This window comes from Amycolatopsis sp. NBC_01286 (assembly GCF_035982555.1).
Taxonomy (GTDB): Bacteria; Actinomycetota; Actinomycetes; order Mycobacteriales; family Pseudonocardiaceae; genus Amycolatopsis.
In genome coordinates, this window is sequence record NZ_CP108428.1 from 8202752 (window position 1) to 8225619 (window position 22868).

Sequence of the window (22868 nt, forward strand, 5' to 3'; positions counted from 1 at the left end):
CTGGTGACCACCCGGGGTTCCGCTCTGTGATCCAGCCCACTTCGGACGTCCACTTCGGACGGTCGCGTCAGGCCATGGTCAGCAGCATCAGGCCCATGCCGAGCGCCATCGCGCCGTCGGCGCCGCGACCCAGGAACCGCAGGGGCGGCCCCGACGCGCGCGCGTCGTCGAAGGCGCGGGACAGGAAGACCAGGCCCGCCACCACGAACGCGGCCAGCAGCACGAGCGCGACGACCCGCACGTCGACCGGAGTGCCGCCGCCGGAGCCGGCGACGGGCATCGACATCCCGGGATGCCCCGGCATGTCCATCATCCCGCCGCCGGACATGCCGCTCATCGCCCGCGGCATCACGAACACCATCCACGCCATGGCCGCCATCATCACCACGTGGTAGCCCGCCGCCCGGCGACCGCCGTGGTCGGCGTGCGAGGCACCGGTCACCGCCACCCCGGCGAACCACACCGCCGCGAGTCCGAACAGGACGGTCTGCGGCAGCCGCGCGAAGCCCATGCCCGCCGGCCACGCCATCACCACCATCGCCACGCACATCACGACGTGCAGGACGTCGCCCACCCGCTCCGCCGCGGTCCCCTGCCGCGCGCACCGGTAGGCGCAGAACGCCCCCGTGAGCACGAACAACACCGTCAGGATCCAGCGCAGGCCTTCCGCCGTGATCATGCGTCCACCTTCCGCCGCCGCAGCTCCAGGAGGCCGTCCACGACGACGAAACCCAGCAGTGACAACCCGAACAACGGCAGGTAGTAGCCGACGACGGCGACCACGACCACCGCCGGAGCCAGCACCCGTCCCGGGATCCGCCGCCACGCTCCGCGCGCCGGCGGCCGGCCGAACCGGGCGTCGCCACGCGTCGGCCGCCGGAGCCACCACATCCGGTAGCCCCAGACGATCACGGCGACCAGCGCGACCGCCAGCAGCGTCAAGGCGATCTGGTTCCAGATCCCAAAGAGGAAGCCCATGTGGGCGTCGATCCCCCACGTGCTCAGCTTCGCCGCGAGGTTGTAGTCCGCGAACCGCAGGGTGTCGGTGACGGTCCCGGTCGCCGGGTCGACGGCCATCGAATCGGCCCGCACCGGCCAGCTCCGGCCGACCTGCGCCACGACGTAGGCCTCGCCGGGCCCGGCCGGCGGCCGGACCTCGACCGGGTCGGCCAGCCCGGCCCGCAGCGTGGCCTCGCGGGCGCCGTCGAAGCCGATGTCACGCCCGCTCGACGCGGGGACCGCGGCCGACACCGAAGGTGAGGTCCAGTCCAGTTGCGAGCGCAGTTCGCTGATGCTGTCGCCGGCGTACTGCGACCACGTCAGGCCGGTGGCGGACAGGAACAGCAGCCCGATCGCGAGAACCAGGCCGGTGCGGCCGTGCCAGGTCAGCAGCTTGACCCGGGGGCTCGGCGCCGACGCGCGCTTGCGGCGACGCCGGCCGAGCCAGAGCGCCAGCCCGGCCAGCGCGACGACCCACAGCCAGCTGGCGGCCAGTTCGCTGTACAGGCGGCCGAAGTCGCCGAGATGCAGGCTGCGGTGCAGGACGTCGATCCAGCTCCGCAACGGCATCGCCTGCCCCGAGCCGTAGGTCTCCAGCTGGCCGCGGACGTCGCCGGTGTGCGGGTCGACGAACACCGTCCAGTGGTAGCTGGCTTCCAGGCCGGGCCGGTCGAAGATCACCTGGGTCGTGTCGGTCGGCGTCATCCCGGGCCGCACCCCGGTCAGGGTGCCGTCCGGCATGAGGGCCCGCGCCGCCGCGGCCTGCTGGTCCAGCGGGACGGTGCCCGGCGCCGCGGGCACGTGCAGTTCCCGGTCGTAGACGGCCTGTTCCGCCTGCGGCGCCCAGACGTACGCCAGCCCGGTGATCGCGGCCACGAGCAGGAACGGGCTGATGAAGACGCCCGCGTAGAAGTGCAGGCGCAGCACCAGCGGCCGGATCGACGCCCAGCCGGCCCGCGGCTCGGCAACCGGCTCCGGTACGAGCTTTTCGCGCTCTTCGATGGACATCGGGCTCCCTTCAGCCGCCACGTCAACAGTCGGGTCCCGAGCGGCCGGGGTTCCCGGCCACACTGTGACGCGCCTCACTGCGCCGAATCTTCGACCGTCCACTGTGGACTGTCGCGGCGGCTCATGCCCGCACCGAACCGACCCGTCACCTCGTCGCAGTCGTCCTCGTGGAGTAGTCGGCTGCCGGGCCGGGATGGTTCCCGCCGACTCGCGCTGGATCGGCGGGCCACGCCGGTGCCGGAACAGACGTTCCGAAGGGTCGGGTTCGAGCCGGACCAGCGTTCGGCTACCGACACCGCCGGCCCGCGTCACGCAGGCCCGGCACCAAGCCACCGCAGGCCAGCCCCGCCGCACCAGAAGTCACACGCGCCACACCGGTACCGGTCGTGAGTGTTTAGGAGGGTTAGAACCCTCCTAAACACTCACGACCCCCAGCCGCAGCGCCCCGCAAGTCCCGGCAGCCACGCAAGCCTCGGCGGTTCCCGTGGGCGGCCGAAGCCGACCGGAGTGGCCGACACGGTGACCGGGGTGGCCGGGTTGGTGGTCAGGCGGCGAGGGCCGTGGCGAGGCCGGGCTTTCCGGCCAGCCGGCCGATCCGAGCCGACACGGCGACCAGGGTTGCCGGGATGTGTGGTCAGGCGGCGGAGCCGTGGCAAGGCCGAGCTTTCCGGCCAGCCAGCCGATCCGAGCCGACGCGGCGACCGGGGTTGCCGGGATGTGTGGTCAAGCGGCGGAGCCATGGCGAGGCCGAGCTTTCCGGCCAGCCGGCCGATCCGAGCCGACGTGGTGACCAGGGTTGCCGGGATGTGTGGTCAGGCGGCGGAGCCATGGCGAGGCCGAGTCTCCCGGCCAGTCGGCCGATCCGGCCGACACTGACGTGACTGCCGTACGGCGTCGGCGTTACCGCGTCGCGGCGGCCAGCGCCGCGCGGATGGCGTTCTCGCCGGCCGGCGACCCTTTCTCGTTCGAGAACGGCCCGTACGGGGTTCCCCACACCGGCGTGCCCGTCGCTTGTCGCCAGCCGTCTGGCAGCGATCCCGTGTCCACCACGCCGTACCCGATGGACTCGACGAACTCGGTCACCGCCGCCTTCGCCTTCGCGGAGTCCCCGGCGATCGGCAGGTACGAACGGTCGGCCGCCCCCACCGGCCGGGCGAGTGCCCGCAGGTGCTTGTGGAAGATGTTGTTGAACGCCTTCACGAGCAGGGCGTCCGGGAGGTACCGCAGCAACAGTTCGCTCGAGGTCAGCGATCCGCTGTCAAGCTCGGGAATGTGCCCGTCACGCTCGGGGCCGTAGTTGCACGTGTCGATGACCGTCTTCCCGGCCAGTGCCGCGGCGGGCAGGTCGGGGAAGGCCGTGACCGGCACCGTGACCACCACGATGTCGCCGGCCGCCGCGGCCTCCCCGCTCGTCGCCGCGGACGCCCGCGGCCCCAGCTCCGCGACCGCGTCCGCGAGCGTTCCGGGACCGCGTGAGTTGCTGAGCACGACCTGGTGCCCGGCGTCGACCGCGAGCCGCGCGACGGCGCTGCCGATGTTGCCACTTCCGATGAATCCCACCGTCGTCATATCAGCGCCTTCCGTCAGCCGGCCGGGAAGTAGTGGCCGTTGTCCAGATCGGTGAGCAGGTCGGGCTGACCGGGCTCCCAGCCGAGGGTCCGGCGGGTGATGCGGCTGGACACCGGAAGGTCCAACGTGACCACGGCCGCGAGGAACCCGAAGTATCCCGGCAGCATCAGCTCGTCCAGCGGAATGCTCACGGCGGGCACACCCAGACGGCTGCCGATGGCCTCCGCGATCGCGCGGAACGGGATGCCCTCGCTCTCGACGGCGTGCCAGTACCGGCCGGCCACGCCCTTTTCCAGCGCCAGGCGCAACACGGACGCGGCGTCGCGGACGTGCACCGCGTTCCACCGGTTCGCGCCGTCTCCGGGGTAGCCGGCGAAGCCTTTCTCCTTCGCGACGGCGATCAGTGCGGTGAGGAAGCCCGCGTCGGTGGTGCTGTGCATGATGGTGGGAAGCCGCACGACCGAAGACCGCACTCCCCGCTCGGCGAGGCCGGTCACGGCGGTTTCCACGACGTTGCGAGCCCGCAGGGTGCCCCTGTGCTCGTCGCCGGCCGGCAGGGCCGGGTCGTCCTCGGTGGCCGGCCGGTCCAGGGTCCGTCCGTTCCCGGGCGAGCCGATGCTCCCGGCCGTGACCAGCGGCTTTCCGGTTCCCGCGAGCGCCTCGCCGTACGCGAGCACGATCGGCAGCTCCGCGGCGGCCACGGCGTCCATCCCGCCGGCCGGCAGCAGGTCCTGCCGGTGCGCGACGTGGATGACGCCGTCGGCGCCGGCGGCCGCCTCCTTGAGCCCGTCGAGGTCCTCGAGGCTGCCACGACGCACCTTCGCGCCGAGTGCGGACAACGTCGCCGCGGCGGCGTCCGATCGGGCCAGGCCGGTGACCTCGTGCCCGGCGGCGATGAGGTCCGGGACGAGGTACGAGCCGGCGTGGCCGGTCCCACCGGTGACGAAAACGCGCATGTTCTTGGTGCTCCTTAAAGGGATTGTGCTCCGCTTAGTCGAGGATCGTGACGCCGAGCGCGACGTCGAACCCCGCGCCGCTGCGGGCCAGGCCCATCAGCAGCAGGCCGGCGCCCTCCAGCCAGTGCGCCATCGCCAGGCCACCGGCGTCCAGCGGGCGCAGCCCGAGGCTCTCGACGAACGCCGACACGCTCGCCTTGGCCCCCGCGTCGTCGCCGGCGACGAGCACGTCCAGCGGGCCGCCCTTGGCCAGGACGTGCCCGAAGACGGTGTTGAACGCCTTGACCACGTGCGCGCTCGCCGGGGCGGCCTCGGCGATTTCCTGCGCGCCGGAACTGCCCTCGGGGGTGACCAGCACGGTGTCGTCGGGGCCGGCGAACGTGTTGGAGATGTCGACGATGACCTTGCCGGCCAGCGCGTCCCCGTACTGGGTGACCACGGGCACGCCGCCGGCGTGCGGCACGGCGAGGATGACGAGGTCGCCGGCCGGGGTGGCGCCGAAGGTCCCGGCCGTGGCGCCGAGGGCCGCGGCCACCTCCTTGGCCTTGACGGCGTCGCGGCCGATGACCTCGACGGTGTGGCCGCTCTCGACCGCGCGGGCACCGATCGCGCGGGTCATGCCGCCAAGGCCGATGATGCTGATGTTGCTCATGATGTGCTGCTTCCCGGAGCCGGACAGGACGCGCAGTCCCGTCGTCGTCCACTGTCGAGCCGTCGACGCCGCCGGATGACGTGCCCGAACGGCGTCCTGTTCCCGAGGCTGCCAGCGGCCCGAGTGCGTGTCCAAGACCTCTTTCAGCTGCTGCGATACCCTGGAGGCATCGCTGGACCGGGAGGCTCCATGGATCTGGACCTGCGCAAGCTGCGCTACTTCGTCGCCGTCGCCGACAAGCTGCACTTCGGCCGCGCCGCCGATGAGCTGCACATCGCCCAGCCGGTGCTCAGCCGGCAGATCCGCGCGCTGGAGAAGGATCTCGGCGCCGCGCTGCTGACGAGGGACAGCCACGGCGTCACGCTGACCGACGCCGGCCGGCAGCTGCTGGCCGACGCCGGCCCGCTGCTCGCCTCCGCGCAGGCGGCGCGCCACCGGGTGACCGTGGCCGCACGGGGCAGCCGGCGGCTGATGGTCGGCTTCCGGGCCGGTGTGGCGACGGCCCCCGCGGTGAACCTGTTCGCCGCCCGCCATCCGGACGTCCCCGTTGACGTGCAACGGATCGAGAGCGACGACCAGGCCCCGATGCTGCTGGACGGCCGCATCGACATCGCCTACGTACGGCTGCCCATCGACGAGGCAGGCTTGCGCGTCGCCCCGCTCTACACCGAACCCCGGGTAGCGGTCCTTCCCGCCGGCCATCGGTTGGCGGGCAAGGAAGAAGTCACCGAAGCCGACCTGGCCGGCGAGCCGCTGATCTGGCCCGCCGACACCAGCACGCAGCCGACCGGACGCCCCCACCCCAACGCCGGCTACGTGGTGCGCGGAGTGGACGAAACCCTCGAGCACGTAGCGGCCGGCCGGGGCATCTCGTTCCTGGCCCGCTCGGCGACGGTGTTCTACTCCCACCCGGACATCAGCTACGTGCCCATCCCGGATTTGGTGCCCGAACAGGTGTGTCTCGCGGTGGCGGCATCCCGCACCTCACCAGTGGTCGACGACTTCTTCGCCGCAGCCCAGGAGGCAGCCGACATCACGGCGGAGTGCGGCATTTACGACATGTGGCAACGTGGTGGCGCTGCCGCGGCAAAGCACGATTGAGCAGTCCGGCCGATAACAGCCATTGCGGCGCACAACGGCTGGTGCTGACCACGTTCGACGTGATGAGGCCGGATCGCTGCCGGTTGGGGGGCAGCCTCAAGCGCCGTACCACGAAGCCAAAGCCGCATCAGTCCTCTGTGGACGCTTCACCCTTCCTCGCGGCCCGCTGCCCCCGATGCGCGGCCATCCGGATCGGGGAGTTCGCCGCGCCGTCGCCCGCGTAGCCGCCGATTCGTTGCACCACCTCGAAGAAGACCCGGCCACCGAGCACCAGCGTGAAGAAGTGCAGCAGCTCTCCACGCTCGTCGCGGTCGTAGAGCACCGACTGCCGCCTCAGGGCCGTGAGCAGCTCGGGGTCCGGGGCCAAGCGGGCGTCGAGGTCGTCGTAGTAGTTGCCCGGGATGTCGAGCAGCGGCGCGCCGAGTTCTCGCATCCGGCGGGCGCTCGCTAGCGCGTCGTCGCTGGTCAGGGCGATTCGCTGGGGCTCCCGTACGCTCGGTGCCCACTCCCCTCGCCGCAGCAGCGCCGACTCCAGGGCGATGCGGACGCGGCCCGAGGCGTCCGTCACCGTGCGGCTGCGCACGAGACCGAACGGCGCCGCGAACTCCGTCACCGGCTCCGGCTCGAGGCCGAGCACCGCGCGGTAGAACAGCGTCGCCTCGTCGAAGTGGTCGAACGGCTGGGTGAGGCCCAGGTAGCCGATCCCGGTCACCCCGGCACCCTCGCCGAGAGCGTCGGACAGCGTGAAGTCGCCGAGCCAGCTGTCGCCGGTTTCCGCGCCGGTGCGGCAGAAGAAGACCGACGTCCCGTCCGGTGCGGCGATCGCCGAGAGGTCCGCCTCGTCCGCGCGGTGGTCGCGCGGCAGGATCGGCGCCCGCAGCCGCTGGGCGCGCCGGGCCGAGGCGACCGGGTCCGCGCTCTCGACGGCGACCGCGCCGACCGACGCGCTCCCGGTGGGGCCCGAACCGTCGGTGTTGAGCAGGATCCGCGCATCGCCCTGCTGCCACAACCGGACGGGCTTGGACCGGTGCCGGCCCGTCTCGGCGAAACCCAGTCCGCGCAACGCGTCCGCCACCCGCGGCGCCGACACGTCGTCGACGGCCAGCTCGACGAACGTGTGCCCGGCCAGCGCCGGGGCGGGCGGCAGGTCCGCGACCCCGAGGTTCTCCTGCAGGGCCAGCAGCGACCGCATCGCGTCGACGGCGGCCGGTGCCGGGTCGGCCTGGCGGAAGACGTCGTTGAACACCTCCAGCGACAGCGGCCCGCGGTACCCGGCCGCGAGCACGTGCCCGGTGAAGGCGGTCAGGTCGAACGAGCCCTGGCCGGGGAAGAGCCGGTGGTGGCGGCTCCACTGCAGCACGTCCATCTGCAGCCGCGGCGCGTCGGCCAGCTGCAGGAAGAACAGCTTGTCGCCGGGGATCGTGCGGATCGCGGCCGGGTCGCTGCCGCGCGAGAGGATGTGGAAGCTGTCGAGGCACAACCCCAGGGCGGGGTGGGCGGCCCGGCGCACGATCCGCCAGGAGTGCTCGTAGGTGTTGACGAACCGGCCCCAGGCCAGCGCTTCGTAGGCGATCCGCAGGCCCCGCGCGGCGGCGTGCTCGGCCAGCAGGTGCAGCTGCTCGGCGGCGAGATCGTCGTCGTCGACCGCGTCCGGCGACACCGTCGAGCAGACCAGCATGGTGCCGGTGCCCAGCTGCTCCATGACGTCGAACTTCAGCTCCGCGCGCCGGAGGTTCCGCGCGAGCACGGCCGGCGGCACCGCCTCGAAGTCCCGGAACGGCTGGTACAGGTCGATCGACAGGCCCAGCTCGGCGCAGTGCTCGCCGATCTCCTTCGCCGACCACGGCGACGCGACGAGGTCGTTCTCGAAGATCTCGACGCCGTCGAACCCGGCCCTGGCGGCCGCGGTGAGCTTGTCTTCGAGCGTCCCGGAGAGGCAGACGGTGGCGATCGAACGGCGGGAGTCAGTCGAGGACATCGGCGGGCTGCCTTTCACGTGGGGTGTCTCCGGTCAGCACGCCGAGGTGACGCAGCATCCGCCCGGCGTCGGGCTCGGCGCCGGTGAACAGGGTGAACGCCTCCGCCGCCTGGAACACGGCCATCCGGCCGCCCTCGAGCACCGGCGCGCCGAGGGCGCGGGCGGTGCGGACCAGCTCCGTTTCGAGCGGCCGGTAGACCACCTCCGCGACCCACAGGCCGGGACGCAGCAGGCCGGCGGGAAGGGGCAGGCCGGGGTGGGCGGCCATCCCGGTCGGGGTGGCGTGCACGAGGCCGTCCGCGGCGGCGACGTCCGGCGCGAGGTCCGTGCCCGCCGACGCGCGGTCGGCCCCGAAGCGGCCGGCGAGGGCGGCGGCGAGCGCTTCGGCGCGGCCGGCGTCGACGTCGAAGACCCGGACGCGCTCCGCCCCGGCGGTGAGCAGGCCGTGGGTCACCGCGGCACCGGCGCCGCCCGCGCCGAGCACCACGACGGTGCCGAGGTTCGCGTCCGGCAGCCCGGTCCGCAGCGCGCGGGCGAAGCCGGACCAGTCGGTGTTGTGCCCGATCGCCCGGCCGTCCCGGAAGACGACGGTGTTGACCGCCGCCAGGGCCGCGGCGTCGGCGGACAGCTCGTCCAGGTGCTCGAGCACCAGCTGCTTGCACGGGTGGGTGATGTTGAGCCCGCGGTAGCCGGCGTCGCGGGCCGCGGCCAGCAGCGGACCGACGGCGGTGGCCGGCACCGCGTGGTCGTCCAGGTCGAACCGCGCGTAGACCAGCTCCAGCCCGAGCCGGCGGGCCTCGGTCTCGTGCAGCGGCGGGCTCAGCGACGGCCCGATGCCCGCGCCGATCAGCCCCGTCAGCACCGTGCCCGGCCTCGCCCGCGACGCGGTGGCGCGGATGGCCTCGACAGCCGAAGACAACGACACGACCACTCCCGTAATGTACGAACTAGTACGTTATTTGTACCTCATGGCACCGGTGCCGTGAAGGGGCTTCGATCCCCCACGACGTCCTAGAGTGGGCACACCAGCCGAAGCGAGGAAGGACGTCCGTGGCCGCACCAGCACAGGACGAGGTGGCGAAAGGCGGGCCCGAACGCATCCGCGACGCGGACCGGACCCGCGCCGAGATCCTCGACACGGCCGCCCGCGAGTTCGCCGAAAAGGGCTTCGACGGCGCGCGGGTGGACGAGATCGCCGCGAAGACCCGTACCACCAAGCGGATGATCTACTACTACTTCACCAACAAGGACCAGCTGTTCGTCGAGGTCCTCGAACGGGCCTACACCGTCATCCGCTCCCTCGAGCGGAACCTCGACGTCGACCACCTCGACCCCGCTGAGGCCATCCGCCAGCTCGCGGGGCTCACCTTCGACCACCACGAGTCCCACCCCGACTTCGTGCGGCTGGTCAGCATCGAGAACATCCACCGCGCCGAGCACATCGCCCGCTCGAGCGCGCTGTCCAACCTGGCCAACCCGGCCCTCGACGTGCTCACCCGCATCCTCGCTCGCGGCCGCGAAGCCGGGCAGTTCCGTGACGACGTCGACGCGCTCGACGTGCACATGACGATCAGCGCGTTCTGCGTGTTCCGCACCGCGAACCGCTACACGTTCAACGCCATCTTCGACCGCGACATGCTGGACCCCGCGCGCCGCGAGCACCACCGGCGCATGCTCGCCGACATGCTCGTCAGCTACCTGACGACACGCTGAGCCCGCACGCGATCCGACCGGCGGGCACTCCTCCCCCAAAGTTTCTCCCCGGCGCGTGTCGAGAACGGACGGTCGGCTCCGACCAGTGGGCACCGGCGGCCGAAACAGGGCCGCCACCACGGCAGGAGCACGAACGATGACCAAGGTGACCGCCCAGATGTCGATATCCCTCGACGGCTTCTACACCGGACCACGTGACACGCAGAACCCCCTGGACATGAGCGGCTGGATGCGGGGCCCCGAAGCGCCCGGGTTCTTCCGGGTCACCCGCTGGGTCGTCGACGCCGCGGCCTGGCGCGAACGCCAGGGCTTCGACGGCGGTGAGCGGTCGATCGACTCGGAGATCATCGAGGAGACGTTCGCCGCGGCCGGGGCCTACGTCATGGGCCGGCGCATGTTCGACGCCGGCGAGTTCCCCTGGGGGGACGAGCCGCCGTTCCACGCGCCGGTGTTCGTCGTCACCCACCGTCCCCGGGAGGTGCTCGAACGCGAGGGCGGCACCTCCTTCACGTTTGTCACCGACGGGCTCGAGCGGGCCGTCGAGCTGGCCCGCGCCGCCGCCGGCGACAAGGACGTCGCGGTGGCCGGCGGCGGGGAGCTCCTGCAGCAAGTGCTGCGCGCCGGGCTGCTCGACCAGCTCGAGCTGCACATCGCCCCGGTCCTGCTCGGCGACGGCCAGCACTTGCTCGGCGCCGGTCTCGGTCTCGGCGCGGACGACGGCATCGAGCTGGTCCCGACCCGGGTTGCCGCGACGCCGGGGGTCACCCATATTCGCTATACCGTCACCGGGCGGTCGAAGCTGGTGCTGGACGATCGCGGGGCCAGCGGCGAGCTGGTCGGACCGGGCCGGCCGGAGCAGAGGAGCGCGCTGTGAAGTACATGCTGCTGATCTACGGCAACGAGGAAGCCTTCACCTCGATCGGCGCGGAGGCCCTCGCCGAGCTCATCCGCGAGACGGACGCGCTGAACCAGGAGCTGTTCGAGTCCGGTGAGCTGGTCGGCGCCTACGGGATGGCCGACCAGATGAACTCCAAGATGGTCCGGGTCAGCGGCGGGACGCCGGTGGTGACCGACGGTCCCTTCGCCGAGGCCAAGGAGTACCTGGGCAGCTTCACGATCCTCGACTGCGACAGCCTGGACCGGGCCCTGGAGATCGCGGCCCGCAACCCGTCGGCGCGCCACTGGGGTGTCGAGGTCCGGCCGCTCATGCACGAGGCCGACGTCGAGCCGTGACCGGCTGGCAGGCCGTCCGGCGGCTGGTCCCGGAGGTGCTCGGTGCGCTGGTGCGCCGCTACGGCCTGTTCGACGCCTGCGAGGACGCCGTCCAGGAGGCCCTGGTGGCGGCGACGACCCAGTGGCCGGTCGAGGGGTGGCCGGAGAGTCCCCGGGCGTGGCTGACGACGGTGGCGACGCGGCGCCTCGCCGACCAGGTGCGCAGCGACGTCGCCCGGCGCCGGCGGGAGGAGGCGGACGCGATCCGCACGCCGCCTCCGCCCACCGGCGGCGAGGTGCGCGCCGGCGACGACACCCTCACGCTGCTGTTCCTGTGCTGCCACCCGGTGCTGACCGCCCCGTCGCAGATCGCGCTGACCCTGCGGGCCGTCGGCGGTCTGTCGACCGCCGAGATCGCCCGGGCCTTCCTCGTGCCCGAGGCGACCATGGGGCAGCGCATCAGCCGGGCGAAGCAACGCATCAAAGCGGCCGGCGCCGGCTTCGCCCTGCCGCCGCCGGCCGAGCAGGCGCAGCGGCTCGGCGTCGTGCTCCACGTGGTCTACCTCGTCTTCAACGAGGGCTACACGGCCACGTCGGGGGCGCGGCTGGTGCGGTCCGAGCTGACGGCCGAGGCCATCCGGCTGGCCCGCGAGCTGCACCGGCTGGTCCCCGGCGACGGCGAAGTGGCCGGTCTCCTGGGCCTGCTGCTGCTGACCGACGCCCGGCGCCGGGCCCGCACGGCCCCGGACGGGTCGCTGGTGCCGCTGAGCGAGCAGGACCGGACGCTCTGGAACGCCGAGGCCATCGCCGAGGGCGTGGCGCTGGTGACAGGCGCCCTGTCGCGGGGCCCGATCGGGCCGTACCAGCTGCAGGCCGCCATCGCCGCCGTCCACGACGAGGCACCCACCGCCGAGGCCACCGACTGGCCGCAGATCCTGGCCCTCTACACGGTTCTCGAGCGCGTGGCCCCCAACCCGACGGTGACCCTCAACCGGGCGGTGGCGGTCGCCGAGGTGCACGGACCCGCGGCCGGGCTGGCCCTGCTCGACGCCGTCTCGGCCGACGAGCGCATCTCCGCGTCCCACCACCTCGTGTCCGTGCGGGCCCACCTGCTGGAGCTGGCCGGCGACCACGACGCGGCCCGCGCCGGCTACCACGAGGCGGCCCGGCGCACCACCAGCGAACCCGAGCGGCGGCACCTCCTGACCCGCGCCGCACGGCTGGGATGACTTCGCGCCGCCGTCGTGAGCGTGCCCCGAAGACCGGGACATTTCTCCAAAATATTGGTAAAACTTTCACGAGATCGAGGTCACAGGTGGTTTCCTCTGTTAGGTAACTTTCCTAACTAACCATGGAGGGTCCCCGCTCATGTCATCCCGCAAGCGCTTCGCTGTGGTAGCCGCCGCGGCTCTGACGCTCATCGCGCCGCCGCTCGGCGTCAAGGTCGCCGAGGCGGCCACCGCTTCCCCTGCCTCAGTAGACAAGACGTACACGGCCGCCGAAGTACTGGCCGGCGTCCAGAAGAACAGCACGACCGCGAACAAGGTCAACTCCAAGCCCCACATCAACACCATGACGCGGTCGCAGAACGTGAACGTGTTCCAGGTGTCGTCGGGCGTCTACGCCTACAGCTCGTCCCTGGCCGTCGACGACGACGGCAGCGACCCCGATTCCGACCCGGACCACCAGGACGAGACGACGTTCCAGGACAGCAACGGCGACCAGCTGGCCGCGCACCACGTGCCGTTCTACGTGCTGGGTGACGACTGCTACGACCGCAAGAGCCCGTGCCCGCACTTCTTCTACAAGGAGCACGGCATCAAGGGGCGCCAGTTCGCGCTGATGTTCTACAAGAGCAAGGTGATCGGCGCGATCTTCGGCGACACGCAGACGGGCAACGACCAGACCACATCGGACAACGACTCCCGCGAACTGGGCGAGGCGTCGGTGAAAGCGGCCTCATCGCTCGGCATCCCCAGCAGCGGCACCACGGGCGGCGTCGACAACGGCGTGACCGTGGTGATCTTCTCCGGCTCGTCCTGGGTCGTCAACGGCGCGAACTCCAGCCTGAACGCCAACGCCCAAGCCTTGGTCCAGAAGGCCCTGGACAGCCTCGGCACCAGCATGGGCATCTGAAGTCCTTGCGAGGAAACAAAGTCGACCGCGACCACCGCCAGGAAGACGAACATGGCGGTGGTCGCGGTTTTCGTAGCGGTCCGCGTGTTCAGCGCGTAGGCCGGGACGGCGAAGGGCGGCTCACGCCAACGTCCGTGCGGGACGAGGTCCACCGGTGCCGTCGCGGTACACGACGTCGATATCCGGCAGGACGTATCCGGGCGCGGTCAGCCGGCGTTCCCGGTCGCGGCCGTATCCGGTCATGCACCCGTCCGATCGGTTCGCCCCGCCCGCCACGGGGAGAATACGTGTGCGGTGGTGCCGCCTCAGGACAGTTTTGCTTCGGGGGCGAAGGCGGGCAGCTTCTCGAGACTGCTGCGCACGGCCTCGGCGCCGTACTCGAACATCTGGCGCTCGTAGTCGTCGACCGCGTCGAGCAGGTTCTGACGGCCTTCGGCCGCCTCGATCAGGTTGCGGCGTAGCAGGTCGGCGTCGCGTAGGGCGGTGTTCGCTCCGTTGCCGCCCGTTGGGGAGGTGGCGTGGATCGCGTCGCCCAGCAGGGTGACCGGGCCGGGGGCCCAGCGTGCACCCGGCTTGACCACCCGGATGGACAGCAGCGTGCTGTTGTCCGGGTCGGCCTGCTCGATCAGCGCTCGCAGCTGCGGGTGCCAACCGTCCATTCTGGACAGCACGGCGTCCTGCGGGGTCAGGTCCGCCGTCGAGCTGTTCGGCGGCAGGATCATGGCCCAGCGCACGTAGTCGCCGATGTCGGGCAGCGTGACTTCGGGGGCCAGGCGCTCGGCGGCCTGCTTCGGCGGGGTGCGGAACCGCATCGCGCCGAGCAGGAGGCTGACGCCGTCGCCCGCGATCTTCGAGCCGTACGCCCTGGACAGGCCGGCGAACTCGTCGGTCAGCGGGGTGCGGCCGATGACGAACCGGACGCCGGTGTCGGTCGGGGTGGTCTGCGGCGACAGCACCCCGCGGACCGCGGAGGTGACGCCGTCCGCGCCGACGAGCAGGTCGGCGGTGGCCGGGTCGCGGCGGGCGAACCGGGCGCGGACCTGGCCGCCGGGCAGCACGTCGTAGCCGGTCAGCGCGGCGTCGGCGTGCACGGTGAGGCCGGTCAGCAACAGGTGCCGCAGCACCTGCCGGTCGACCACGATGCCGGTCCGGCCCGCGCCGAGCCTGCCGATCTCGTTGAGCCGCGGGTCCAGGACCAGCTGCTCGGCCGAGGCGTCCATGACGATCTCGTCGAGCAGCGGGTGCCAGCGCGCCGGCAGGCAGTCGCGCACCGCCTGGAACCCGATCGGGTTCAGCACGAGCCGGTAGCCCTGGAACCGGGCGACGATGCCCGGGTCGCGCTCGAACACCTCGGCCTCGATCCCGGCACCACGCAGACCCTGCGCGAGAGCCAGCCCTCCCAGACCGGCTCCGACCACGGAAACTCGCACCACACACCTCCGGAACTCAGGGACGAACTTAGTTCGTCGACCCCTCAAGTAGTACCTAGCGAACTTAGTTCGTGTCAAGTTATAGTGACCGACATGCCCGCCGATCCCTGCCCGCGAAGCGCCCAGCCAACGGCGAAGGCACCGCGCAAGAAGCCGATCACCGTCGACCGGATCACCGACGCCGCCCTTGAGGTCGTCGCCACCGAGGGGTACGACGCGCTGACCATCCGCCGGGTCGCCGCCGTGCTCGGCACCGGCCCGTCGTCGCTGTACGCCCACATCGCCACCAAGGACGACATCGACGACCTGCTGATCGGCCGGCTCTACGCCGCGGTGGTGCTCCCCGAGCCGGACCCGGCGGCCTGGCGCGCGCAGCTGCTCGGGGTGTACTCGCAGATCCGCGACCTCTACCTGGACTACCCCGGCGTCTCGCGCGCCGCGCTGGCCACGGTGCCGACCAACCGGGAAACGCTGCGCGTGGGCGAAGGGATCCTGGCGATCCTGCTCGCGGACGGCGTCGCACCGAGGCCGGCAGGCTGGGCCCGCGACGCGATGTCCCTCTACGTCAGCGCCTACGCGCTGGAGCAGTCACTGGTCCGGCAACGACGCCGGCACCAGGACCAGGAATGGGTGCTCAGCCACGAGGAGCTGCTGGACCGCTTCAGCGCATTGCCCGCCGAGGAATTCCCGCAGACCCGACGGCACGCCGCCGAGCTGATCTCCGGTACCGGACACGATCGCTTCGAGTTCACCCTCGGCCTGCTCATGGACAACCTGCGGCCCGAATCCGGGTGAATTCCCCGGACAGGACAGGAATTGTCACCAGTTCCAGGGTCGCGCCGTAAGGGAGCCGACGTGAGCAGGCCACCTGGTGTTCGTGTCGGCTCAAGCAGGCGGGAATAGCGTCCGGGGCGCTGAAGGATTCTCCCTGGAATACCGAATGAGGCAGATCATGCGCGAAAACCCGGCGGGCCCGAACCGGCGGTCCTTCCTGCGGAACGCGGGGCTGGCCGGCGTCGGCGCGACGGCGCTGGGCGCGCTCGGCGCCGCACCGGCCGAAGCCGACACCGCGGACAGTGCCGACAAAAGCAGGTGGAATCCGGACGGCGAGAGCCGCCAGTTCACCGTCGCGGTGATGCCGGACACCCAGTACCTCTACTGGGGCAGCCAGAACAGCATCAACCCGGAGCCGCAGGAAGCGTCGCTGCGGTACGTGATCGCCAACAGCGGCACACCGGACCGCAACATCGTCTTCCTGGCCCACCTCGGCGACCTGACGCAGGACGCCGACGTCACGTCGTTCCAGGCCGTGGACAAGACGTTCAGGCCGGCCGACTCGGCCGGACTCGCCTACAGCGTCCTCGCCGGCAACCACGACGTGTCCGGTGACGACACCCGCGGCACCACGCCGTACCTGCAGACGATGGGCCCGCAGCGGTTCCGCCGGCAGAAGTCGTTCCTCGGTGCCGACGCGAGCGGCTACAACACCGCGCACGTCTTCCGCGCCGCCGGGCGCGAGTGGCTGCTGCTGGCCATGGACTGGCGCACCTCGGCCGCCGGCTTCGCGTGGGCCAACGACGTCATCAAGAAGCACCCGAAGCTGCCGGTGATCCTGACCTGCCACGAGATCGTCGCGCCTACCTACGGCGACGAGGTCTACCCGTACGAGTCGGGCGACGCCGAGAACAACGCCGAGATCACCGGCTACGGGCAGACCGTGTGGGACTCGCTGATCAAGGACAACGACCAGATCTTCCTCACGCTCAACGGCCACTACTGGCCCTCGGGCCGCACGACGAAGAAGAACGCCGCCGGTAACGACGTGCACCTGCACATCACGAACTACCAGAACCGGTACATGAGCGGCGGCGGCATGCTGCGCCTGTACCACTTCGACCTCGAACGCGACACGATCGACGTCGAGACGGTCTCGCCGTGGATCCTCGAGAAGGACCCCGCGAAGCGCAACCGCATGGAGGTGCTGGAGTCGCAGCTCACCACGGCCGTCGACCGCTTCTCGATGCCGTTCGACTTCGAGCGGCGCTTCGCCGGCTTCATCCCCGTGCCGGTCCGCCCGGCGCGGCCGGCCGGCAAGGTGCTCGTGCCGGGCACGCTCGCGTACTGGCGCTTCGACGGCGTCGGCGCGAACGGCAGCGCCGTCACGGCCGGCCAGCAGGTGCGCGACCTGTCGGGTCACGGCAACGACCTCACGCTGCAGTCCGTCGCCGGCACCGCCCCCGACGCCCTGACCTGGACCGACGACCACCACCCAGACCAGCCGGGCCACGCCAGCCTCCGGTTCGCCGGCGGCCGGAGCCCGCTGCACGGCGCGTACCTGACCACGGGCCCGGGCGCGCCGCTGAACACCGAGACGTTCAAGCGCGGCTACACCATCGAGACGTTCGTGAAGATCCCGCGCGACTGGGACGGCGGCACCAACGGCAACATGCCCGTCCTGGTCCGCCGCGGTGCGTCGGGCGACGCGGGCAAGCACGGGAAGAACACCGACCCGAAGGAGCCGGTGGCCCAGCTCATGACCACGAACAACGGTCGTGAGGTGCAGTTCAACTGCTACCCGCTCAGCCAGACCTACCCGACCACCAACTGGAGCCACGGCCTGGCCGAAGACCAGTGGTGGCACCTCGCGGTCGTCAACGACGGGCACCGCACCAAGGTCTACGTCGAAAGCTCCCCCGTGGCCGACAACCCCTTCACCGACTCGGTCGGCATCGCCTCGCTCGGCCTCGCGTGGCTCCTCGGCGGCCACGAATACGGCGGCGCGCTCGACAACGTGTTCCACGGCTGGATCGGCGACGTCCGGATCGTCGGCCGGGCACTGCGGCCGGACGAGTTCCTGACCAAGTGATCCGCCGGAAGCCGCGGTCGAAACCGGAGGATGCCGGTGGGCCCGGTCACCGCGATCGCGGATGCAGCGCTGTCCATGCGCCCCCTTCCGTCGGCGTGGCCGGAGCGGCCACGACACGAGGAGGATGCGGGCAGCGGGATTCACGCCGGTTTCACCGCGGTTTCAGCAGCAGTGCTCGCCGCGCCACGCCTCGCGACCTTCCCGCAGCGCGACGGCGGCGATCACCAACGCCACGACCGGATCGGCCCACGACCAGCCGAACAACGCGTTCACCAGCAGCCCGAGCAGCAGGACGCCGGAGAGGTAGGTGCACAGCAGCGTCTGCTTCGAGTCGGCGACCGCGCTCGCCGAACCCAGCTCCCGCCCGGCCCGCCGTTGCGCGTGCGACAGGAACGGCATCACCAGCAACGACACCGCCGCCAGCACGATCCCGACGGTGGAATGCCCGGCCGGCTCCGCGCCGAACAGGGCGCGCACCGACTCGACCGTGACGTACGCGGCGAGCGCGAAGAACGACGCCGCGATCACCTTCAACGCCGTCCGTTCGCGCGCCTGCGGATCCGCGCCGGAGAACTGCCAGGCGACGGCCGAGGCGGAGGCGACCTCGATGACCGAATCGAGCCCGAACCCGATCAGCGCCGTCGACGAGGCCACCGACCCGGCCGAGATCGCGATGACCGCCTCGGCCACGTTGTAGCCGATCGTGGCGGCCACCAGCAGCCGCACCCGGCGTGACAGCACCGCCCGGCGGTCGGCGTCTGTCACTTTGACAGCGCAACATCCGTCGGCGCAGCCGCCTTGCGCGATCGGTAGCAGCTCGACGCGCGGTTCGGCGTCGCCGCTCATGCCTTCACCGGCTCGTGGTCGTCCACGCAGGGCTGCTCGGGATCGACCGCGAGCACCAGCTGGACCAGCTCGCGGAGCGCGCGGGCCAGGTGCTCGTCCGCCAGTCCGTAGTGGACCTGACGCCCCTGGTAGGTCGCGACGACCAGGCCGCACCCGCGCAAGCAGGCCAGGTGGTTCGAGACGTTGGAGCGGCTCAGGCCCAGTTCCTTGGCGAGCTGACCGGGGTAGTTCGCCCCGTCCAGCAGGGACACGAGGATCTTGCACCGCGTCGGATCGGCCAGTGCGCGCCCCAGCCGGGCCAGCGCCGCTCCCCGCGTCTCACACGTCAGCATGCATCGGACAGTACAGCCACGGCTGACACGACAGCAAGGACGATGATTCCACGCCTCGCCGGCGCACGGGCTCGCCGATCGTCTTCAGCCATGGATCAGCTCCGTCGAGACGTCCCACAGGCGCTTCGCGGCGGCGGGATCGAGCGCCCATTGCTTCACGCCGTGCGGGTGGTCGGCGAGGGTGGCGTCGTCCGGCACGGTGTACGCCTCCTGGGCGTCGTCGAGGTAGTGGCCGCCCGTGCGGGCGAACTGCGGCGCGACGGCGGCGACGACGGTGGTCGCGGCGCCCTGCTCGACAGTCTTGTAGGTGAAGGTGCCCGCAGCCTCGGCCGCGTCGAGGGACGCCTTCTGCGCCGGGGTGAAGTTCCGCTGCAGCCCGGTCGCGATCCCGCCGGGGTTGACGGCGTTCGCAAAGATGCCGTCGGCGGCCCAGCGGCGGGTCGCTTCGACGGCGAACAGGGAGTTCGCGGTCTTCGACCGGGCGTACGCGAGCTGCGGGTCGTAGGCCTGGCGCGCGAAGTGCGGGTCGTCGAAATCGACGTTCGCGCGCATGTGCGCGGTCGAGCTGAGCGAGACGACGCGCGCTTCGCCGCGGTCGGCGGCGCCGCGGGCGGGCGCGTCGTGCAGGCCGGTGGCCAGCGCGAAGTGGCCGAGGTGGTTCGTCGCGAACTGCAGCTCCCACCCTTCCGGCGTCCGCTCCAGGCCGCCGGTGACAACACCGGCGTTGGCGACGAGCAGGTGCACCGGCCCGTCCCAGCCGCCGGCGAAACGCCGGACCGCCGCCTGATCGGCGAGATCGAGCGCCGCGACGCGCGTCGTGCCGGTGATGGCATCGGCGACGGCGTGGCCGGCGGCCGGGTTCCGGACGGCGAGGGTCACCTCGGCACCGGCGGCCGCGAGCGCGCGGGCCGTTTCGGCGCCGATGCCCGAGGACGCCCCGGTCACGATCGCGCGGATCCCGGTGAGGTCGACGCCCGCCAGCACCTCGTCCGCGGTGGTGGCGGCGGAGAACGGGGTGGTGATGAGTTCACGTGTGGTCATGGCGGCCACTATACGTACTAGTCGGTTCTTGTATAGTGAGTCTACGAGCCGTAGGATCGGCGCATGGTCGCCCCCGAGACGTCGAACGTCGGCACCGCGGCTCGTCGTGACGCGGTGCTCGAGTCGGTGCTGCTCACCTTCGCCCGCCACGGCTACCGCAAGACGTCCATGGAGGAACTGGCGCGGACGGCCCGGATCTCGCGGCCGGGCCTGTACTTCTTGTTCGAGTCGAAGGAAACGCTGTTCCGGGCCGCGTTCACCCGGGCACTGGAACAGGACCTCGCCGCAGCGCAGGCACTCCTCGCCGCCACAGACCGGCCGTTGCGCGAGCGGCTGGCCAGCGCGTTCGACCGCTGGGCCGGCCGCTACGTCGGGCCGCTGGGCCGGGACGTCACGAGTGTCATCGAGCAGAACCCGGACCTGCTCGGCGAGATCGTCGAGACCGCCCCGGTCCGCTTCGCGGAACTCGTCACCGACGCGATCGCCGAGACGTCGGGGCGGGCGTCCGCGGTCCCGGTCGCGCAGACGCTGATCAGCGTGTCGATCGGGTTGAAGCACCAGGTCGAGACGCGGGAGGCGTACCTCGCACGCTTGACCACCGCGGTCGGCCTGCTCGTCGGATGACGACCCGGCTCACGCCCGGGCGCCGGGCGACAGGTCCGCGGCCGTGGCGGTCACCGCCGCCACGATCCGCGCCAGGCCGTCCTCGGTGAGCCGGAAGGTGGGCACCGACACGTTCACCGCCGCCAGCGGGGTGCCGCGGAAGTCGAGCACGGGGGCGGCGACCGCGGTGAGGCCGATCTCGTACTCCTCCGCGGCGACGACGTGGCCCGCCACCCGCTCCTCGCGCAGCCGCTTCAGCACCGCGGCGACGGTCCGCGGGGCCCGGCGGGTGCCGGGCAGCGCGCCCGGCCGGGTCGCGAGCAGGGTGACGATCTCGGCGTCGGCCAGGCCGAACAGCAGCGCCCGCCCACTGGACGTGCAACTCAGCGGCGTACCGCGGCCGATCCACTCGCGCGCCTGGACGCTGCGTCCCGCCTGCTCGCTCAGCACGGTCAGGGCCGCGTCACCCTCCCGGACGGTCAGGTACGCCGCCTCCCCCAGCTCCTGGACCAGCGTGCGCAGCGCCCGGGGCGCGTCCTGCCGGAGCCGGCCGTCCCCGGCCGCGCCGGCGAGCGCGTAGAGCTGCCAGCCGAGGCGGTACTCCAGGGTCTTCGGGTCTCGCTCGGCGAAACCCTCCTCGAGCAGCACCTTCAGCGTCCGCGAGATCTGGGTCTTCTCGGCCGCCAAGGCTTCGGCGACCGCCTGGACCCCGAGCGGGCCCGCACCGAGCGTCCGCAGCACGTCGAGCGCCCGGTGCACGCTGGTCAGACTGTCGTTCGCCATCGGCCCAGTGTCCGACGGCCGTGCGCGGAGCGCAACTACGGTTGTCACCGACGCACGGGCCGACCTAGCGTGACCTGCATGTGCGGAATAGTCGCGTGGTACGCCCCCTCGTCCGAAGCGATCACCTCCGACGTCGTGGCCACCGGCCGGGCCATGCTCACCCGGCTGGCCCACCGCGGCCCCGACGACACCGGCCAGGCCCGCGTCGGCGAGCACGTCTGGCTCGGCCACAACCGGCTGTCGATCGTGGGGCCCGCCAACGGACGGCAGCCGCTCGGCGAAGCCGGGCCGTGGTCGCTGGTCTGCAACGGGGAGATCTACAACGACGCCGAACTGCGCGAAAGCCTGCCCGGCCACCACTTCACCACCGCCTCGGACAGCGAGTCGGCGCTCGCGTTGCTGACCGCCGAAGGGCCGCGCGCGCTCGACCGGCTGGAGGGGATGTGGGCGCTCTGCGCGGCGACCCCGGACGGACGGTTCGTCGCGGCCCGCGACCGCCTCGGCATCAAGCCCCTGTACTGGGCGCGGACCGGCGGCCGGTACTACTTCGCGTCCGAGATGCGCGCCTTCCCGGTCACCGTCCAGCACGCGGTGGAGATGTTCCCGCCCGGCTGCTGGTGGACGCCGGAAGACGGCCTGGTCCGGTTCGCCACGGCCGTCACCTTCGCCCCCGTCCAGGACGGCCTCACGGCGGTGGAGCTGGAGAGCCGGACGCGCGCCGTGCTCGTCGACTCGGTCCGCCGGCACCTGATGGCCGACGTCGAGGTCGGCGTCTTCCTCTCCGGCGGGCTCGATTCCAGCATCGTCGCCGCCGTCGCCGCGGCCGAGTACGCCCGCGAAGGGCGGCGGCTGAAGACCTTCGCCGTCGGCGTCGAGGGATCCTCCGACCTGCTCGCGGCCCGGGAAGTCGCGGAATTCCTCGGTACGGAGCACCGCGAAACGGTCTTCGACGCCGCGCAGGCCGTGGCGGCCCTCGACGACGTCGTCGCGTCCGTCGAGTCGTTCGACGCCGGCCTCATCCGCAGCGCGGTGCCGAACTGGTTCCTCGCCGAGCTGGCCGCACAGCACGTCAAGGCGGTGCTGACCGGCGAAGGCGCGGACGAGCTCTTCGCCGGCTACAGCTACTACCACGAACGTCACCGCGACCCGGCGGCGCTGCACCGCGAGCTGCGGCGCACCATCGAGCAGCTGCACGGGCTCAACCTCCAGCGCTGCGACCGCGTCACGATGGCGCACGGGCTGGAAGCGCGGGTGCCCTTCCTCGACACCCGCGTGGTCGACCACGCGATGTCCTTGCCGGACAACGTGAAATCACTCGAAGCCGACGGCCTCGAGAAGGGCCACCTGCGCCGCGCGTTCACCGGCTGGCTCCCCGAGCGGCTGCTCTGGCGGCCCAAGCTGGAGTTCGGCACCGGCAGCGGCGCCGCGGACCTGCTGACCCCGTACTGGAACCGGCACATCGGCGACGCCGAACTGACCGAGCGGCGCGACCCGGCCACCTCGTTGCGGTCCAAAGAGGAACTCGCCTACTACCGCGCGTTCCGCCGGGCCCTGCCCGAGGTCCGGCCGGCCGCGGTGCTGACCCGCTTCGCCGTCGCCTGATCCGGCTTCCCCGACGAGCGCCGCACGGGGGACCTGGCAGA

The 22868-nt window shown here is 71.8% G+C and carries 22 protein-coding genes; 10 read left to right on the top strand and 12 right to left on the bottom strand.

What is annotated here, in order from left to right:
• Positions 1–67: 67 nt before the first annotated feature.
• The 5 genes from OG570_RS37365 to OG570_RS37385 form a co-directional block, all read right to left on the bottom strand.
• Entirely contained in the window at positions 68–679 is a 612-nt protein-coding gene (locus tag OG570_RS37365; RefSeq protein WP_326953550.1) for a DUF5134 domain-containing protein, read from the bottom strand.
• Complete coding sequence (locus OG570_RS37370) at positions 676–2007, bottom strand: PepSY-associated TM helix domain-containing protein (protein WP_326953551.1); 1332 nt, start codon at positions 2005–2007, stop codon at positions 676–678. The genes OG570_RS37365 and OG570_RS37370 overlap by 4 nt, the downstream gene beginning before the upstream one ends.
• 900 nt (positions 2008–2907) lie before the next feature.
• Complete coding sequence (locus OG570_RS37375) at positions 2908–3576, bottom strand: NADPH-dependent F420 reductase (RefSeq protein WP_326953552.1); 669 nt, start codon at positions 3574–3576, stop codon at positions 2908–2910.
• A 14-nt stretch (positions 3577–3590) separates the two neighbouring features.
• Entirely contained in the window at positions 3591–4532 is a 942-nt protein-coding gene (locus OG570_RS37380; protein WP_326953553.1) for an SDR family oxidoreductase, read from the bottom strand.
• A 34-nt stretch (positions 4533–4566) separates the two neighbouring features.
• Positions 4567–5184 (bottom strand): NADPH-dependent F420 reductase, encoded by a 618-nt coding sequence (locus OG570_RS37385; RefSeq protein WP_326953554.1) that lies wholly within the window; start codon positions 5182–5184, stop codon positions 4567–4569.
• Between the two features lie 189 nt (positions 5185–5373).
• On the opposite strand from OG570_RS37385, the gene OG570_RS37390 reads away from it, so the two are divergent.
• On the top strand, positions 5374–6285 hold the full coding sequence (locus OG570_RS37390) for a LysR family transcriptional regulator (RefSeq protein ID WP_326953555.1): 912 nt from the start codon (positions 5374–5376) through the stop codon (positions 6283–6285).
• Between the two features lie 127 nt (positions 6286–6412).
• On the opposite strand, the gene OG570_RS37395 is transcribed toward OG570_RS37390, so the two are convergent.
• Both OG570_RS37395 and OG570_RS37400 read right to left on the bottom strand, forming a co-directional pair.
• The gene (locus tag OG570_RS37395; protein ID WP_326953556.1) at positions 6413–8263 is read right to left on the bottom strand and encodes a bifunctional sugar phosphate isomerase/epimerase/4-hydroxyphenylpyruvate dioxygenase family protein; all 1851 of its coding nucleotides are present in this window, start codon (positions 8261–8263) and stop codon (positions 6413–6415) included.
• A complete protein-coding gene (locus tag OG570_RS37400; RefSeq protein WP_326960274.1) occupies positions 8250–9182 on the bottom strand; it encodes a shikimate dehydrogenase in 933 nt (310 codons plus the stop codon). Before OG570_RS37400 ends, OG570_RS37395 begins: the two co-directional genes overlap by 14 nt.
• A gap of 131 nt (positions 9183–9313) precedes the next feature.
• On the opposite strand from OG570_RS37400, the gene OG570_RS37405 reads away from it, so the two are divergent.
• From OG570_RS37405 to OG570_RS37425, 5 genes are all read left to right on the top strand, one after another.
• The gene (locus OG570_RS37405; protein WP_326953557.1) at positions 9314–9976 is read left to right on the top strand and encodes a TetR/AcrR family transcriptional regulator; all 663 of its coding nucleotides are present in this window, start codon (positions 9314–9316) and stop codon (positions 9974–9976) included.
• 136 nt (positions 9977–10112) lie between these two features.
• Positions 10113–10850 carry a dihydrofolate reductase family protein gene (locus tag OG570_RS37410; protein WP_326953558.1) on the top strand — a complete coding sequence of 246 codons (738 nt, stop codon included), beginning with the start codon at positions 10113–10115 and terminating at the stop codon, positions 10848–10850.
• A gap of 5 nt (positions 10851–10855) precedes the next feature.
• Positions 10856–11209, top strand: a complete 354-nt coding sequence (locus OG570_RS37415; RefSeq protein WP_326951526.1) for a YciI family protein — start codon at positions 10856–10858, stop codon at positions 11207–11209.
• Positions 11206–12417: an RNA polymerase sigma factor gene (locus tag OG570_RS37420; protein ID WP_326953559.1), complete on the top strand. Its 1212-nt coding sequence runs from the start codon at positions 11206–11208 to the stop codon at positions 12415–12417. Before OG570_RS37415 ends, OG570_RS37420 begins: the two co-directional genes overlap by 4 nt.
• Positions 12418–12556: 139 nt before the next feature.
• Positions 12557–13324 (top strand): glycoside hydrolase family 75 protein, encoded by a 768-nt coding sequence (locus OG570_RS37425; protein ID WP_326949298.1) that lies wholly within the window; start codon positions 12557–12559, stop codon positions 13322–13324.
• Positions 13325–13629: 305 nt separating this feature from the next.
• Here the strand turns inward: OG570_RS37425 and OG570_RS37430 are convergent, their stop codons facing one another.
• Entirely contained in the window at positions 13630–14754 is a 1125-nt protein-coding gene (locus OG570_RS37430; RefSeq protein ID WP_326953561.1) for an FAD-dependent oxidoreductase, read from the bottom strand.
• 93 nt (positions 14755–14847) lie between these two features.
• Here OG570_RS37430 and OG570_RS37435 point away from each other — a divergent pair, with 93 nt between their 5' ends.
• Positions 14848–15549: a TetR/AcrR family transcriptional regulator gene (locus OG570_RS37435; RefSeq protein WP_326953562.1), complete on the top strand. Its 702-nt coding sequence runs from the start codon at positions 14848–14850 to the stop codon at positions 15547–15549.
• A 157-nt stretch (positions 15550–15706) separates the two neighbouring features.
• Entirely contained in the window at positions 15707–17620 is a 1914-nt protein-coding gene (locus OG570_RS37440; protein WP_326953563.1) for a LamG-like jellyroll fold domain-containing protein, read from the top strand.
• A gap of 162 nt (positions 17621–17782) precedes the next feature.
• Here OG570_RS37440 and OG570_RS37445 read toward each other — a convergent pair whose 3' ends face one another.
• From OG570_RS37445 to OG570_RS37455, 3 genes are all read right to left on the bottom strand, one after another.
• Positions 17783–18466 (bottom strand): cation transporter, encoded by a 684-nt coding sequence (locus OG570_RS37445; RefSeq protein ID WP_326953564.1) that lies wholly within the window; start codon positions 18464–18466, stop codon positions 17783–17785.
• On the bottom strand, positions 18463–18798 hold the full coding sequence (gene cmtR / locus OG570_RS37450) for a Cd(II)/Pb(II)-sensing metalloregulatory transcriptional regulator CmtR (RefSeq protein WP_326953565.1): 336 nt from the start codon (positions 18796–18798) through the stop codon (positions 18463–18465). The genes OG570_RS37445 and cmtR overlap by 4 nt, the downstream gene beginning before the upstream one ends.
• 84 nt (positions 18799–18882) lie before the next feature.
• Positions 18883–19839 (bottom strand): SDR family NAD(P)-dependent oxidoreductase, encoded by a 957-nt coding sequence (locus OG570_RS37455; RefSeq protein WP_326953566.1) that lies wholly within the window; start codon positions 19837–19839, stop codon positions 18883–18885.
• 63 nt (positions 19840–19902) lie between these two features.
• On the opposite strand from OG570_RS37455, the gene OG570_RS37460 reads away from it, so the two are divergent.
• A complete protein-coding gene (locus tag OG570_RS37460; protein ID WP_326953567.1) occupies positions 19903–20463 on the top strand; it encodes a TetR/AcrR family transcriptional regulator in 561 nt (186 codons plus the stop codon).
• A gap of 9 nt (positions 20464–20472) precedes the next feature.
• Here the strand turns inward: OG570_RS37460 and OG570_RS37465 are convergent, their stop codons facing one another.
• Complete coding sequence (locus OG570_RS37465; protein ID WP_326953568.1) at positions 20473–21225, bottom strand: IclR family transcriptional regulator; 753 nt, start codon at positions 21223–21225, stop codon at positions 20473–20475.
• Positions 21226–21303: 78 nt separating this feature from the next.
• Here OG570_RS37465 and asnB point away from each other — a divergent pair, with 78 nt between their 5' ends.
• Positions 21304–22827 carry an asparagine synthase (glutamine-hydrolyzing) gene (gene asnB / locus OG570_RS37470; protein WP_326949289.1) on the top strand — a complete coding sequence of 508 codons (1524 nt, stop codon included), beginning with the start codon at positions 21304–21306 and terminating at the stop codon, positions 22825–22827.
• Positions 22828–22868: the final 41 nt, after the last annotated feature.